Raw genomic sequence first — 13,844 nt, 5'->3', positions numbered from 1 at the left:
TTATCATCCCCTCTGTTATGCTCGACTATTTAAAATTTCTGCTATATGTAATGCTTTAATTGGTTTACCCTTTCGATCAATTCTTCCCCCAATATTCATCAAGCAGCCTGCATCTGCACTAACTACATACTCGGCATTCGTTGATTCTACACAGGCTACTTTTTCGTCCACCATCTGCTCAGATATTTGCCCCATTTTCACAGAAAAAGTTCCTCCAAAACCACAGCAATTTTCCTTTAATGGTAATTCCGTATACTCTACTCCTCTCACATTTTTTAATAGCTTAATAGGAGCCTCTTTAACCCCTAGTAATCTCGTCATATGACAGGATGTATGGTAGGTAACCTTCCCCTTGAAAGTTGCACCTACATCTTCTACTTTTAAGACATCTACAATAAACTGTGTTAGTTCAAAAGTTTTAGCGGCAAGTTCTTTTGCAATCGGCTCCCATACTGGATCCCCTTTAAAAATATGCTGATACTCATGGAACATATAGGCACAAGAACCAGAGGGGCAGACAATATACTCTGCATCTTGGAAGGATTTCATCATTGTTTTCATCACTTCCTTTGTTTCCTTTACATACCCACTATTATAAGATGGCTGCCCACAACATATTTGTGTCGTAGGAAAATCGATTTCACATCCCAGTCTTTCTAACAATTCAACCGTTGCTTTCCCCACATCACTTTGAAACATATCAACTAGACATGTAGCAAATAATGTCACTTTCATCCTAAATATCCCCCTTTTTAAGAATAAATGTACTATCCATTTGATGTTTATATTCCTATGAACAGGTCATCAGATGACTTGTTTACAATAAGACTGACTCACGATAAATAGATAAAAAGAGTTACATACTTCCCCCCTATTGATTTTGCTTATTTAGACTACTTCCCAAAAATTAGTAGATTTTAGAAAAATGAATTAGTTGGAAGGTTAGAACAACCAGAACACAAGCATACTCAGCTGGGATTAGTGAGACATTTGAGATTATGTATGTCTAAATAAACAGCGGTTTAAACCAAATCCTATATATTTTATGTTCCATCCTCATTACAGTAATTTTAAATAAATATTTCCATGAAGCGTTTTCATTAATATAGACGTTGTCGCTAAAATTTGCAAGAATAAAAAATGCAAATATCAATTTTCCAATAGCGGATCATACCTTCTGTTCTTTTTCAGCAAAATACTTTTGAAGCACTGCTTCTACCTTTTGTAAATGATAAAGCATCGCCTCACTCGCTTTTTCCGCGTTTCTTTCTAAAATAGACTCATAAATAGTAAGATGTTCCTCATAAAGTCGTTCCGTTGTTGTTTGTTTAGAAAACAGCCATAAACGTCTTGTTTCTTTCATTGCTTCCTGCATAATATCCGAAACGTTGAGCAATAAATTTACCAGCAAAGGATTTTGTGAAGCTGCTGCTACGCCTAAATGGAAGTTTAAATCTGACTTTTCACCTAATTCTTCTACTCCATTTGCCTGTTTCATTTCTTCTAGCGCCTGTTTCATTTTTTGCAAATCTTCGTTTGTACGTTTATTCGCTGCTGCAGCTGCAGCACCTACCTCCATAATCCTTCTTACTTCAAGGAGGTGATTTAGATCTTTTTCCTTCATCAAAATTGCTGTAGGAAAAGAAAAAGAAATTTGATCGGCTTCAAACCTTTTCACATAAGTACCTTCCCCTTGCTTCATTTCAATTAAACCTTTAGCTTTTAATGCGGAAAGTGCTTCCCTAACGGCTGAACGGCTTACTTGGAAGTTTTCGGCAAGCTGCTGTACAGATGCCAACTTTTCTCCAGGCTTTAAAGCTCCTGAGCGAATTCCTTCATGCAAGGCTTCTGCAATTTCTTCATAAATTTTTTTTGGGCGGATCTGCTTAAATTCCATCGTTCTACCTCCAACGCGTTCATCCTTTTTATTGTTATTATACTGCTAAAAGTTACATTTTGCATAAAAAAAGACATAATATTGTCAATTTTATGTTGTTTTTTAAAAAATCTCATTTTATAATAGGTTCATCGAGTCATCAGATGACCTAATATTTTACAATTTATTTATGATAACGATTACTTCATCTGATAATTTAGATCAAACATTCATTAGAAAGAAATCGTAAGTAGAAAATTAAGGAGGCTGAAATAATGACGTTTACTCAAGACTTCACCGCTGTTGGCGACAATTTAGCATTATCCGCGATAGTTGCCGTAATTCCAATCTTATATTTTTTTTGGGCACTTGCCATCAAACGCATGAAGGGACATATGGCTGGAATTACAACCCTGCTTCTTGCTTTACTCCTTTCCGTAACCGCTTTCAATATGCCTATTGGAATGAGTATTATGTCTGCGAGCCAAGGCATTGTTTATGGCTTATTACCTATTGGCTGGATTATTGTCACGTCAGTGCTTTTATATAAATTAACAGTGAAAAGCGGACAATTTTCTATCATACGAAATTTTATTTTGTCAATTACAGAGGATCGTAGACTTCAAGCATTGCTTGTAGCTTTCTCATTTGGGGCATTTTTAGAAGGCGCTGCTGGCTTTGGAGCACCTGTTGCTATTTCTGCTGCTCTTTTAGCTGGATTAGGCTTTAATCCATTATATGCTGCAGGCATCTGTTTATTAGCTAACACGGCACCTGTTGCATTCGGAGCGATAGGTATCCCAATTACTGCTGTTGAGGGACCAACTGGTATTCCGGCTTTTGAAATATCAAAAATGGTTGGTCGACAATTGCCTTTTATTTCCGTATTCATTCCGTTTTATCTTGTAATTATTATGGCGGGTTTTAAACGTGTATGGGAAGTACTTCCCGCTATTTTAGTATCAGGTATATCATTTGCACTTACACAATATTTATCATCTAACTTCCTCGGACCTGAGTTGCCTGATATTTTATCTGCGTTAGTTTCCTTATTTGCATTAGTTATTTTACTAAAATTCTGGAAACCAAAAACAATTTTCCGATTTAAAGGTGAAATAGAAACAGCCGCTTCAGCTGAGATAAAAAAAGCTCCAGATCCTACATACTCTCCTGGTCAGATTTTTCATGCATGGTCTCCTTTTTTAGTATTAACTGCTTTCATTTCCCTTTGGGGGATACCTGTTATAAAAAATGCACTAACTGGCCATTATGAAGGGACAAATTTTATTTTAAAAGGTATTAATGGGTTGGGGGAACGATTGACTTTTCTGCCAGAAGTTCCATTACTTAACAATAAAATTATAAATGATACTGGTGAAGCAGTTGCAGCTATTTTCAAATTAGAAGTGTTAGGAGCTGCCGGAACTGCCATTTTATTTTCTTGTATTGTAACAAAATATATTGCCCGCCTTTCTTGGAAAGATGTGTATGCTACAGCAAAGGAAACCCTTCACGAGTTAAAATTTCCAATTTTAACCATTTCGTCTGTAGTCGGTTTTGCCTATGTAACAAATGCCTCTGGTATGTCGACAACACTTGGAATGACCTTAGCTAAGACAGGAGCTTTATTTCCATTCTTTTCTCCCGTATTGGGTTGGCTTGGTGTATTTATTACTGGTTCTGATACATCTGCCAACTTAATGTTTGGAAATCTGCAAAAAGTAACTTCATTGTCTGTTGGTATGGATCCTGTCCTTGCTATTGCAGCTAACTCAAGTGGAGGAGTTACAGGAAAAATGATATCTCCACAATCTATCGCAGTAGCTTGTGCAGCTGTTGGTCTTGCTGGTAAAGAATCCGAGCTACTACGCTTTACCTTAAAACATAGTGTATTCCTACTATTAATAGTATGTCTCATTACTTTCCTGCAACACAATGTACTTTCTTGGATGATCCCTTAAAAAAATTAAAAAGAAGAGCAGTCTCTTAGATGAAAATGCTCTTCTTTTTCCGATCTACAATAATAATTGATTCTGAACCTCTTCCACCAGTATTACCTTTACTATATCCCCACATTTGTATCCAGATTCCCCTCCTGGCAAAATTGTAAGCCCATTGGCAGATGCCAAACTACTAACAATATTTGATTTGTCCATACCGCTAGTCCGAGTTTCTATCTTTCCATTTACAATAGATACCTTACTTCTAATAAGTCGAGTAAAGGAATTGGCATCTGGGAAATTCTCTTTTAATACCGCGTCCACAATAGGTAAGCGCGGGTTTTCTATAAATAAAAGGCTTTTTATGATCGGATTTGTAAATAACTCAAAACCAACATAGCAAGCAGATGGGTTCCCTGAAAGTCCAAATAATAATTTACCATTTAAATTCGCTACCGTAGTGACACTGCCAGGCCTCATTGCAATTTTATTAAAAAGAACTTCTGCTCCAAGCTTACGGTAAATTTCTGGCAATAAATCATAATCGCCAACTGAAACACCACCTGTTGTTATCAACATATCAACCGAATCTATTTTTTGGCGAATAGCTTCAAAACTTGTTTCCATGACATCTGGCAACTTGCCGAAATAGCGAGGAACCGCTCCTGCTCGTTCAATTTGTGCTAGTATCATATAGGCATTGCTGTTCCTTATTTTTCCTTCCTCCAGTTCCTCATGCACTTCCAATAATTCCGTTCCAGTTGCAAATAAACCTATAGTTGGTTTTTTGGCAACTGGAACTTGTTCTATACCAAATGTTGCTAAAACCGCCACTACTCCTGGATTGATTTTAGTTCCTTTTTTTAATAAGACTTCCCCCTTTTTTACATCCTCTCCTTGAAAAGAGATATTTTCTCCTTTATGTAACATATGATCTATTTTTATATATGTTTGGCCATTTTTTTTCCGCTCTACCGTCTTCTCAAGCATGATTACTGCATCGGCATCACGTGGTAACATGGCTCCTGTCATAATCCTGATTGCTTGGTACTCACCTATTTTTTTGGTCGAAACTTGCCCAGCACCAATTTCATCAATTATTTCAAACTCAACAGGCATTTCATATGATGCTCCATTTGTATCCTTTGCTCGTAATGCAAATCCATCATAGCTGGAACGATTAAATTTAGGCACATCATGTATTGCTTTTATATCTTCACTTAAATAACGGCCATTGCAATGATAGATTGAAACATATTCCTTTTCTCCTTCTCTCTTGTGTTCCATCACTCTGCTTATTGCCTCTTCTATTAGGATAGGAACTCTATTTTCCACTGTCATCGACTTTCACTCCTTATTTCCATGAACCAAAAAGAATGATGTATATCCTTCCACCATTCCTCCAAATCTCTTCTGTTCATTTTGTCATTTAATCTGCGGCATTCTATCCGCCTATATAAGACATTTCGACTTTTTTTCGCTGTTTTACTGTTTCTTCCGTTCTTTCATCGGAATAACGATCCCTTCTTTGTTCCCAAATGTTTTTTATAAAGCCTTCTAAAGCTGAATCATCTGCTCCTTCTCTAAGAAAATCACGAATATTATGGCCATTCCCATTAAAAAGACAGGTATATAGTTGGCCATTTGCAGAGAGCCGCGCTCTTGTACAGCTAGAGCAAAACGATTCGGAAACGGAGGTAATGAAGCCGACCAGCACATTTGCATCCTTATATTTATACTTTTTAGCTACTTCCCCAAAATAATCAGCCTCTACAGGCTCCAATTCAAAAGCCTCTTGTAATTTCGCATATATTTCTTTTTTGGTAATAACATCTTTCATTTTCCATCCGTTAGTACTGCCAACATCCATATATTCAATAAACCGAAGTTCTAGCTCATTTTCTTTACAGTAGGTTGCCATTGGAATTATTTCAGAATCGTTCATTCCTTTTTTGATTACCATATTGATTTTTATACCTAAGCCAGCATTCTGGGCTGCCTCTATCCCTTTTTTTACGGGAGCAGCTCCTACATTGCGCCCATTCATCTGACCAAACAATTCATCATTTATACTATCTAAACTAATATTTACGCGCTTAAGACCAGCCTCCTTTAAATCATGGGCATATTTAGGAAGAAAGATCCCATTTGTTGTCAATGCAATATCCTCTAGACCTTCCAGTCGAATAAGCCTGTCAACTAGCACTGGCAAATCCTTGCGTAACAATGGTTCTCCACCAGTTAAGCGAATCTTCTCGACTCCCAATTCTACAAATATCTTGGCAATTCTTTCTATCTCATCATAAGTTAATAATTCACTTGGAGGAAGAAAGGAATAATCTGGACCAAATATTTCTTTCGGCATGCAGTATTGACACCTTAAATTGCAGCGGTCAATCACACTAATGCGCAAATCTCTCAATGGACGATTTAAAAGATCCTTCATATCATTCTCACTTCCTTTTCCTATACATTCACCAAAATTCCACTTTTATATTTTTATCATACCATTTTTCATAATATACAGTATATTAAAAACAAAGAAAAAAAGAAGGTTTCCCTTCTTCTTCACTTCCTGTTTATCGTACACCTAAGGCAATTTTTGCATATCTGGACATTCTATCTTTTGTCCAAGCTGGCGACCAAACGATATTTACTTCTGTGTCTTTAACTTCTGGAATATCTGTTAAAGCTGCTTTTACTTGATCCACAATAACGCCTGCAAGTGGACATCCCATTGCTGTTAGCGTCATGGTTACAACCAATAATCCATCTTCATTCAGCTCTAAGTCATAAACTAATCCTAAGTTTACAATATCAATTCCAAGCTCTGGATCGATAACAAGCTCTAGTGCACCCATTATACTGTCTTTTAATTCTTCATTCATTCAAAGGCACCCCTTATTTTTATTTATGGTAAAACGTATTTAAATATCTTCTAAAAAAGGAAGCTTTATCTTTATAGTTACACTATAACAAATAATTATGATTTGAAAAAAGGATTTGAATCACGCTTTAATTAATCCTTCTGCTAAATGTTTCTCAAACCATTCCACCGTTTTCAGCATGGCTCTTCTGCTTACTTTATGGCCAGTATTATCTTCAGAAAGATATGTTAGGCGATCTGGCGCATCTTTATATAAAGGTTTTATATGCTCATAAAATTGGTGGGAATAAGCATAAGGTACAACTTCATCTTTTTTGCCATGCCAGAACATAAGAGGACGTTTTTGTAATTTTTCTGGTGCCTTACTAAGGTCCAATTCCTCTAACTGTTTAATTAAATCTTCTATTTCATGATCACTTAGCGGCAACTCATAGCCCCTTTTCTTCACTTCTGAAATGGTATAATGGGCAAATTTCTCATAATATGGCATTCCCATTAAGCTTACTGCCGTATTAATCCAAGGATACTTTCTTAATGCACCTAATGTAACGATTCCCCCCATACTTGTTCCTACGATCCCAATATATTGATCATCGATTAGCTCTTTGTCGCTGAAATAATCTTTTATCACTTCTATTTCCTCAATCGTCTTCATCACGATATTCCAAAAATGCATGTTTAATTCCATCGCTGATAATCCTTGGTCTCGCTCTCCATGATACAAACAATCAGGCAATACAACACGAAATCCCTTCTCTGCTAAATGATAAGCAAAATGAAGATTGTGTTCCTTTGCACTAGTGAAGCCATGGGTAAATTGAATATATGGTCGTTTTTGATCATAGTGGTCTTTTTTTACAATATGCAGTACAGGTATTTCCTCTATATGTAATTTTTCAACCAAAATCATCGCTCGCCCCTCCTTTTTGGAAAAAATAAATGATTCATGTAAAATAAAGTATAACTTCCTCTTTGATGATTTGTGAAACCAATCGGACTTTAAGGACAGTTATTTCCCTCTAATCAAGCCATAAGCGTAAAGAATAGAAAGGAAATTTATCTCTATCATTGATTTTACATAACTTAACATAAGTGAAAGTAGAATTAACGAATAAAGTGTAATAATATTTTATATGTATAAGTAAGTGTAACATGAAGTGGCTTTTTTTTCGAAAATTACGCCCCTTAAAGCTAGAATAAAATAAATTACTATATTGACACTAAAGGAGACACTATGACAGAAAAACATCTAATTGCCTTAGACCTTGACGGAACGTTATTAAAAGACGATAAAACCATTTCTCCTCTTACCAAAAAAGTTATCCAAAAAGCAATGGAGGATGGTCATGAAGTAATGATTGCAACAGGGAGACCCTTCCGCGCAAGTGAAGCGATCTATCATGAATTAAATTTACATACTCCTATCGTTAACTTTAATGGAGCTTTTATTCATCATCCTAAGGATACCAAATGGGGCTTTTATCATTCTCCCCTTGATATACAAACAGCAAGGGATATTGTCGCTGCATGCAATGATTACTCTTTTCACAATATTATTGCGGAAGTAATGGATGAGGTTTATTATCATTATCATGATGAGAAATTGATTGACATTTTTTCATTAGGGAATCCCAAAGTAACTGTCGGAAATTTATTGGAATTTTTAGAAGCAGCACCTACTTCTATCCTTATTCATGCGGAGGAAGAACATGTTGCAGCCATTCGCAAGCATTTATCTGAGGTTCATGCCGATCTAATTGAACATCGCCGTTGGGCAGATCCCTTTCATGTGATCGAAATTGTTAAGTTAGGAATAAATAAAGCGATTGGCTTACAAAAAGTTTCTGATTACTATCAAATCCCACAAAGAAATATTATCGCATTCGGCGATGAAGACAATGATTTTGAAATGATTGAGTATGCTGGAAAAGGTGTCGCTATGGGAAATGCGATTGAGGAACTAAAGACCCTTGCTAAGGATGTTACTTTATCCAATGAAGAAGACGGAATTGCTGTATATTTAAACGAAGTTTTAAATCTTCGTGTTCTCTAAAGCTGGTTATCATTACCGTCTTTAAAGACTAAAATTACGTCCATACTATAAGCGAAACGGTCACTACTGTTTCCGGGAAAATCAATGCTTCTTTTGTCTTTCCAATTATACTCTAACACTCGGAGGGATCATTCAATGGGAAAACGAAATAAATCGAAACGCTTCGTACAACAAGGAGTAGATTCTGTATCCAAGCATTCCGAACGTATCCCTTATCATATGACATATGCTGAAGCCGAGAGCTATAAAATGTCAAATGAAAGACAGTCTCATGGAGGATTAGAATAAATGGGAAATAGACTTTTTCAAGAAGCCAGACAAGCAGTTGAGGCAGCTAAATATGGGAATGGGAATGATGGCTTAGTGGATAAAGCAAAGAATGCGATAAGCTCTGCTTACGCAAATACCACATCAGCCGAACAACACCAATTAGCTGCATTACAAAAAGAGCTAGAACAAATTCAGACACACTAATAAAAAAAGCAGTCCAAGAAGGAAGCCTCCATAAGCGCTAGAAAAGCAAATGCTTGGGAGAAGGGCCTTTTATGGGCTGCTTTTTATTACGGAAAGTATAAACCGGAGTACCATTTGTTTTTATTCCCCTTACGAAAATGTTTCTAACACTACGGAATATGGCTCTTTTCCCTCTTCAGAAAAAAATAAAATGATTGTTCCATTCGTCGGTAAATCTTTTTCCTCTAAATGAATTTTCAGCGAGAATTGCTTATTACTAACTTGTAATTTCTGGTTTGCGATGAATTCATTGTGACCATCTTCGACAGAATAAAAAATAGTCCCTGTCGTAATTGCTTTTCCTTTCACAAGATAATTCCCTTTTGTACCACTAACAGTTACATCTTCTATCTTGACTTGCTCTTTCCCTGAGTTTGCTGCTGCTGTTATGGTTAGAAACGGCAGGAAGCTGCTAATTAACATGCATAAGAATACGACAGTCGCTTTTTTCAATATAGTTCCTCCTTTAAGCTTTTCTAAAGAAACCGAGTACGGCTGTTGTTTGCACAACATTTGTAAATGCTTGTGGATCCACTTCTTTAATGATCCGTTCGATATCAAATAACTCATAACGAGTCACGACAATCATTAGCATTTCCTTTGGCTCATTGGAAAATGCTCCTCTTGCTGGCAAAATCGTAATTCCTCTTACTAATTTTTCATGGATTGCTACTTTTAGCTCAGCTGTTTTCTTCGTAATAATCATCACCGTTAATTTTTGATGGGCTGTATGTATCGTATCAATCACTTTGGTTGCTGCATATAGATTCACAAGCGTATATAACGCTTTTTCCCATCCGAACATAGCACCAGCTGTGATAATAATAGCTCCATTTAGAATAAAGAAATACGTACCGACAGGCTTATCCTGCATACGTGAAAGAATCATGGCGATGATGTCCATGCCACCCGTTGACGCCCCCCACTTTAACGTTAATCCAACCCCCACAGCCGCAATGACACCGCCAAAAACTGCATTTAACAAAATATCATGAGAATAGCTTGTTTCCGGAATGATTTCCATAAACAAAGACATAAATGCAACACTTAAAAAACTAAAAAAGGTAAATGATTTTCCGACTTTAATCCAACCAACTATTGCGATTGGAACATTAAGGATAAATAGTAAAACCCCTGTAGAAATAGGCGTTATTTTGGATATAAGCTGAGCCACTCCTGCAAAACCACTGGCATATACATCAGCAGGTATCAAGAAAAAATTCATAGCAATCGCATTTAATAGTGCCCCAAAGATAACAACGATTAATTTTTTTGTTAATAACCAATACATAAGTGTCCTCCAATACGATATATAGTAATTTTTACTATTTTTACTTTAACTATTCAATTGTTTTTTCTCTAAAAGTTTTATAAACTACAAATAAGTATGCCTTGTTTTCAAAAAACAAGGCATTTTCAAAGAGATTATCGTTATTTATCATAACCGTACTCCAATAACCATATGTTTTTATAAAAAAAAGAAAGAAGTGGAATGAATATGACTTTTAAAATCCTAGCAGATAGTGCGAGTGATTTACCTCTATCCTATTATGAGAAGAACGAGGTTACACTATTACCGCTAAAGGTTAACTTAGACGGTAAAGAATACGAGGATTTAAAAACGATTGAACCAGCCACTGTTTATAATGCCATACGCAGTGGACAAGTTCCAAAAACATCACAAGTGTCGCCAGCTTTATTTAAAGATGTTTTTACAACATTGGCTCAAAATAAAGAAAAAGGTATTTATATTGCTTTTTCTTCGCAATTATCTGGAACATACCAAACAGCAGTAATGATTTCAGAACAAGTAAAGGAGGAATATCCCGACTTTGCTTTAACCATTATTGATAGCAAATGTGCATCATTAGGTGCTGGTTTAGTTGTTCAAGAAGCAGTGAAACTCCGCGATCAAGGTAAAGACGTAAGTGAAATTATACCACGACTCCAATTCATATGCGAGCATATGGAGCACTTATTTACTGTCGAAGATCTAGAATATTTAGCAAAAGGCGGACGTGTTTCGAAGGCCTCTGCGTTCCTTGGTGGATTACTAAATATAAAACCTTTATTACATGTTGAAGACGGGAAATTGGTTCCTCTTGAAAAAATTCGCGGCAAAAAGAAACTCCTGCGCAGAATGATTGACCTAATAGCAGAACGAGGAGATAAGCTGGATCAACAAGTGTTCGCGATCAGTCACGCAGATGATGAAGCAACAGCTGCGGAAGTAAAAGAAATGATTATGGAAAAATTCCAGCCAAAAGAAGTATTCATTTCCTCTATCGGTGCATCTGTAGGCTCGCACACTGGTGCTGGAACAATCGCTATTTTCTTCTTAAATAAGCTACCTGAATAAGCACGATAAAAAGTATAAAATTTACTCCTTTCACTCATACTAACAATGTTCTAATTGAACAAAAGCTGACGTTGAAAGGAGTATTTTTTAATGCCACATACTTCTGATAATGATAAAAAGGCAAAAGACAATAATGCATTGCGTCATGAAAAGAACATGATGCGTGAAAAAAACCGCAAAAAAGGCAAACATCAATATAGTAAAAAGACAGACCATCTGTAAGAAGATGGTTGCTAGATGAATACGAAAAAAGAGCTGCCAGATTTTAAGGCAGTTCTTTTTGATTGAGACTCTAGTTCAGTTTTTGTATATCTCTATCTTCTGTAAAGTGATGGAAATTAGTTTTTTGTTCCCTTTTGACTTCTTCTACTGTCGAAACAGGCTCTAAGACGAGCACCTCCTGAATTCCTAGATCTTTTCTAAAGAAAAAGGGCATCCCAAAGCTATAACCACTTTGAAATCCCCTATTTAACCTACATTTTAATTTTTTTGATTATCTTCCTTTAAATATGTCCAGCCTTCTTCTTGGTATACTTTATTTTCTTTCATTAGTCTCCCAAGTGCTCGTTTAAACGAACCTTTGCTTAAATTAAAGCGTTCCTTTATATCCTCTGGCATACTCTTGTCTCCATAAGGCATTGCGCCTTTTCGAGTTATTAAATAATCCAAAATTAGTTGGGAATCTTTATCAAGCGCTTCTTCTTTTCTTGGCAATAACGATACATTTACTGTTCCATCAAGCTTAACATCTATGATGCGCCCATTTACTTTTTCCCCTAATCTTGGTTCCTTGCCTCGCTCAGATTCATGGATAAATCCTTTATAGCCTTCTGCTGTATAAATCCAGCTTCCTACTTTTGCTGTTCGATAAATGTACCCATGAATATTTTTATTAAAATCTTCTCTTGTTGCTTTTGCTGCCATCTCTTCAATAACAGGATCTGTTGCTGGTTTTACATATAAATAGTTATTCTTATTTACCTTTAATGTTATATAAAGCATATCGCCCACTTCTGGCCATACCTCTTCATGTACTGGTAAATCATCTTCTCCTAACAGCATGTCCTTTTTCAACCCAATATCAAAGAAACAGCCAATTCCTTCTTTGCGGTCTGTTACTTTCACCCAGTCGTATTTACCAACCGCAATAGATGGAATAAAGGTACTTGAGCAAGCTCTTCCCTGTGAATCACTGTAAATAAAAACGCGGACTTCATCACCTTCTTCAAATTTCTGATCAGTTTCACTAAAGTGTAAAAGCACATCCTCGTCTTCCTCTTCAATTGTCAAAAAATACCCAAAAGATGCAATCCTAGCCACTGTTAATATTTCTACACGCCCCATATAATCTCTTAACGACATTTAGTTTCCTCCTTAAATTCTTGTCTATTTTCAACTTTACTCTATATTCTGCCATCCTAATTATTCCCTTATTAACGAATACTTCATGCCTAAAGTTGTTACAACTGCTTAATTTTACTATAATACAAGCATAAAAGAAATTGGATTTACTACAGATGCTTTTAATTCGTGTTAAATTCCAATTAATCAGGAGGTAAATATGGCAAAAGAAAGTTCATTTGACATTGTATCCAAGGTAGATTTTTCGGAGGTAACGAATGCTGTCCAGCTTGCAATGAAAGAGATTCAAAATCGCTATGATTTTAAAGGGAGCAAAAGTAATGTGACGCTGGACAAAGAAGAACTGGTTCTTGTTTCAGATGATGAATATAAATTAGAACAGCTAAAAGATGTCCTTATTAGCAAAATGTTTAAACGTGGTATTCCTATTAAAAACTTAGATTATGGCAAAATCGAAGGTGCTTCCGGCGGTACAGTTCGTCAAAGAGCGAAATTAGTGCAGGGAATTGATAGAGATAATGCCAAAATTATTAATACATTAATTAAAAACAGTGGCTTAAAAGTGAAAACTCAACAACAGGATGATCAAATTCGGGTTACTGCTAAAAGCCGTGATGATTTACAAAAAATTATTGCTGCTGTGAAAGATGAATCAAAAATTACGATTGATGTACAGTTTGTCAATTATCGTTAATTAGAAATAACAACGAACACCAAGCTGGTCAACGCCACTTTTCTTTCAGCACAAGATATTTATGGTGTTCATCATGTGTATGAACACCACTTTTCTTTCAAAACAAGGTATTTATGGTGTTCATCATGCGGATGAACACCACTTTTCTTTCAAAAAATGT

Annotated in this window: 16 protein-coding genes; 7 read left to right on the top strand and 9 right to left on the bottom strand. The window is 36.0% G+C overall.

Going from position 1 to position 13,844, the window contains the following annotated elements; translation table 11 throughout:
- Window positions 1–15: 15 nt before the first annotated feature.
- Window positions 16–735, bottom strand: coding sequence for a heterodisulfide reductase-related iron-sulfur binding cluster (locus NSS71_RS00345; protein ID WP_144581034.1), 720 nt, complete (start codon window positions 733–735; stop codon window positions 16–18).
- A gap of 433 nt (window positions 736–1,168) precedes the next feature.
- Window positions 1,169–1,897 carry a FadR/GntR family transcriptional regulator gene (locus tag NSS71_RS00340; protein ID WP_047942493.1) on the bottom strand — a complete coding sequence of 243 codons (729 nt, stop codon included), beginning with the start codon at window positions 1,895–1,897 and terminating at the stop codon, window positions 1,169–1,171.
- A gap of 254 nt (window positions 1,898–2,151) precedes the next feature.
- Here NSS71_RS00340 and NSS71_RS00335 point away from each other — a divergent pair, with 254 nt between their 5' ends.
- On the top strand, window positions 2,152–3,837 hold the full coding sequence (locus tag NSS71_RS00335) for an L-lactate permease (protein ID WP_095320255.1): 1,686 nt from the start codon (window positions 2,152–2,154) through the stop codon (window positions 3,835–3,837).
- A 54-nt stretch (window positions 3,838–3,891) separates the two neighbouring features.
- Here the strand turns inward: NSS71_RS00335 and NSS71_RS00330 are convergent, their stop codons facing one another.
- From NSS71_RS00330 to NSS71_RS00315, 4 genes are all read right to left on the bottom strand, one after another.
- A complete protein-coding gene (locus NSS71_RS00330) occupies window positions 3,892–5,157 on the bottom strand; it encodes a molybdopterin molybdotransferase MoeA (protein ID WP_095258826.1) in 1,266 nt (421 codons plus the stop codon).
- Between the two features lie 103 nt (window positions 5,158–5,260).
- The gene (gene moaA / locus NSS71_RS00325; RefSeq protein ID WP_095258825.1) at window positions 5,261–6,262 is read right to left on the bottom strand and encodes a GTP 3',8-cyclase MoaA; all 1,002 of its coding nucleotides are present in this window, start codon (window positions 6,260–6,262) and stop codon (window positions 5,261–5,263) included.
- A gap of 133 nt (window positions 6,263–6,395) precedes the next feature.
- On the bottom strand, window positions 6,396–6,704 hold the full coding sequence (locus NSS71_RS00320) for a metal-sulfur cluster assembly factor (protein ID WP_047942498.1): 309 nt from the start codon (window positions 6,702–6,704) through the stop codon (window positions 6,396–6,398).
- A gap of 120 nt (window positions 6,705–6,824) precedes the next feature.
- Window positions 6,825–7,613: an alpha/beta fold hydrolase gene (locus NSS71_RS00315; RefSeq protein ID WP_047942499.1), complete on the bottom strand. Its 789-nt coding sequence runs from the start codon at window positions 7,611–7,613 to the stop codon at window positions 6,825–6,827.
- Between the two features lie 324 nt (window positions 7,614–7,937).
- On the opposite strand from NSS71_RS00315, the gene NSS71_RS00310 reads away from it, so the two are divergent.
- From NSS71_RS00310 to NSS71_RS00300, 3 genes are all read left to right on the top strand, one after another.
- Complete coding sequence (locus NSS71_RS00310; RefSeq protein ID WP_047942500.1) at window positions 7,938–8,756, top strand: Cof-type HAD-IIB family hydrolase; 819 nt, start codon at window positions 7,938–7,940, stop codon at window positions 8,754–8,756.
- 135 nt (window positions 8,757–8,891) lie between these two features.
- Window positions 8,892–9,044, top strand: coding sequence for a hypothetical protein (locus NSS71_RS00305; RefSeq protein WP_162837581.1), 153 nt, complete (start codon window positions 8,892–8,894; stop codon window positions 9,042–9,044).
- Window positions 9,045–9,230 (top strand): DUF3813 domain-containing protein, encoded by a 186-nt coding sequence (locus NSS71_RS00300; protein WP_095258823.1) that lies wholly within the window; start codon window positions 9,045–9,047, stop codon window positions 9,228–9,230. It begins immediately after the preceding gene.
- Between the two features lie 129 nt (window positions 9,231–9,359).
- Here NSS71_RS00300 and NSS71_RS00295 read toward each other — a convergent pair whose 3' ends face one another.
- Together NSS71_RS00295 and NSS71_RS00290 are read right to left on the bottom strand one after the other, a co-directional pair.
- Window positions 9,360–9,722, bottom strand: a complete 363-nt coding sequence (locus NSS71_RS00295) for a hypothetical protein (protein WP_095258822.1) — start codon at window positions 9,720–9,722, stop codon at window positions 9,360–9,362.
- Between the two features lie 13 nt (window positions 9,723–9,735).
- The gene (locus NSS71_RS00290; RefSeq protein ID WP_047942503.1) at window positions 9,736–10,560 is read right to left on the bottom strand and encodes a YitT family protein; all 825 of its coding nucleotides are present in this window, start codon (window positions 10,558–10,560) and stop codon (window positions 9,736–9,738) included.
- A 207-nt stretch (window positions 10,561–10,767) separates the two neighbouring features.
- On the opposite strand from NSS71_RS00290, the gene NSS71_RS00285 reads away from it, so the two are divergent.
- Window positions 10,768–11,628: a DegV family protein gene (locus tag NSS71_RS00285; RefSeq protein ID WP_047942504.1), complete on the top strand. Its 861-nt coding sequence runs from the start codon at window positions 10,768–10,770 to the stop codon at window positions 11,626–11,628.
- Window positions 11,629–11,718: 90 nt separating this feature from the next.
- Complete coding sequence (locus NSS71_RS00280) at window positions 11,719–11,850, top strand: DUF3941 domain-containing protein (protein WP_082138337.1); 132 nt, start codon at window positions 11,719–11,721, stop codon at window positions 11,848–11,850.
- Between the two features lie 258 nt (window positions 11,851–12,108).
- On the opposite strand, the gene NSS71_RS00275 is transcribed toward NSS71_RS00280, so the two are convergent.
- Entirely contained in the window at window positions 12,109–12,990 is an 882-nt protein-coding gene (locus tag NSS71_RS00275; RefSeq protein ID WP_047942505.1) for a CvfB family protein, read from the bottom strand.
- Window positions 12,991–13,189: 199 nt separating this feature from the next.
- On the opposite strand from NSS71_RS00275, the gene NSS71_RS00270 reads away from it, so the two are divergent.
- Window positions 13,190–13,684 carry a YajQ family cyclic di-GMP-binding protein gene (locus NSS71_RS00270; protein ID WP_047943120.1) on the top strand — a complete coding sequence of 165 codons (495 nt, stop codon included), beginning with the start codon at window positions 13,190–13,192 and terminating at the stop codon, window positions 13,682–13,684.
- Window positions 13,685–13,844: the final 160 nt, after the last annotated feature.

Origin of the sequence: Niallia sp. FSL W8-0951 (assembly GCF_038006525.1) — a bacterium.
Classification (GTDB): domain Bacteria; phylum Bacillota; class Bacilli; order Bacillales; family Cytobacillaceae; genus Niallia; species Niallia circulans.
Note: the sequence above shows the minus strand (reverse complement) of the source record. Positions and strands in the feature narration are given on the sequence as shown.

Excerpts from the sequence above, each read along its gene's own strand:
- moaA (WP_095258825.1), bottom strand. The coding sequence starts at position 6,262 with ATGAAGGATCTTTTAAATCGTCCATTGAGAGATTTGCGCATTAGTGTG.
- NSS71_RS00275 (WP_047942505.1), bottom strand. The coding sequence starts at position 12,990 with ATGTCGTTAAGAGATTATATGGGGCGTGTAGAAATATTAACAGTGGCT.
- NSS71_RS00270 (WP_047943120.1), top strand. The coding sequence starts at position 13,190 with ATGGCAAAAGAAAGTTCATTTGACATTGTATCCAAGGTAGATTTTTCG.
- NSS71_RS00335 (WP_095320255.1), top strand. The coding sequence starts at position 2,152 with ATGACGTTTACTCAAGACTTCACCGCTGTTGGCGACAATTTAGCATTA.
- NSS71_RS00340 (WP_047942493.1), bottom strand. The coding sequence starts at position 1,897 with ATGGAATTTAAGCAGATCCGCCCAAAAAAAATTTATGAAGAAATTGCA.
- NSS71_RS00280 (WP_082138337.1), top strand. The coding sequence starts at position 11,719 with ATGCCACATACTTCTGATAATGATAAAAAGGCAAAAGACAATAATGCA.
- NSS71_RS00300 (WP_095258823.1), top strand. The coding sequence starts at position 9,045 with ATGGGAAATAGACTTTTTCAAGAAGCCAGACAAGCAGTTGAGGCAGCT.
- NSS71_RS00290 (WP_047942503.1), bottom strand. The coding sequence starts at position 10,560 with ATGTATTGGTTATTAACAAAAAAATTAATCGTTGTTATCTTTGGGGCA.
- NSS71_RS00310 (WP_047942500.1), top strand. The coding sequence starts at position 7,938 with ATGACAGAAAAACATCTAATTGCCTTAGACCTTGACGGAACGTTATTA.
- NSS71_RS00315 (WP_047942499.1), bottom strand. The coding sequence starts at position 7,613 with ATGATTTTGGTTGAAAAATTACATATAGAGGAAATACCTGTACTGCAT.
- NSS71_RS00330 (WP_095258826.1), bottom strand. The coding sequence starts at position 5,157 with ATGACAGTGGAAAATAGAGTTCCTATCCTAATAGAAGAGGCAATAAGC.
- NSS71_RS00320 (WP_047942498.1), bottom strand. The coding sequence starts at position 6,704 with ATGAATGAAGAATTAAAAGACAGTATAATGGGTGCACTAGAGCTTGTT.
- NSS71_RS00305 (WP_162837581.1), top strand. The coding sequence starts at position 8,892 with ATGGGAAAACGAAATAAATCGAAACGCTTCGTACAACAAGGAGTAGAT.
- NSS71_RS00345 (WP_144581034.1), bottom strand. The coding sequence starts at position 735 with ATGAAAGTGACATTATTTGCTACATGTCTAGTTGATATGTTTCAAAGT.
- NSS71_RS00285 (WP_047942504.1), top strand. The coding sequence starts at position 10,768 with ATGACTTTTAAAATCCTAGCAGATAGTGCGAGTGATTTACCTCTATCC.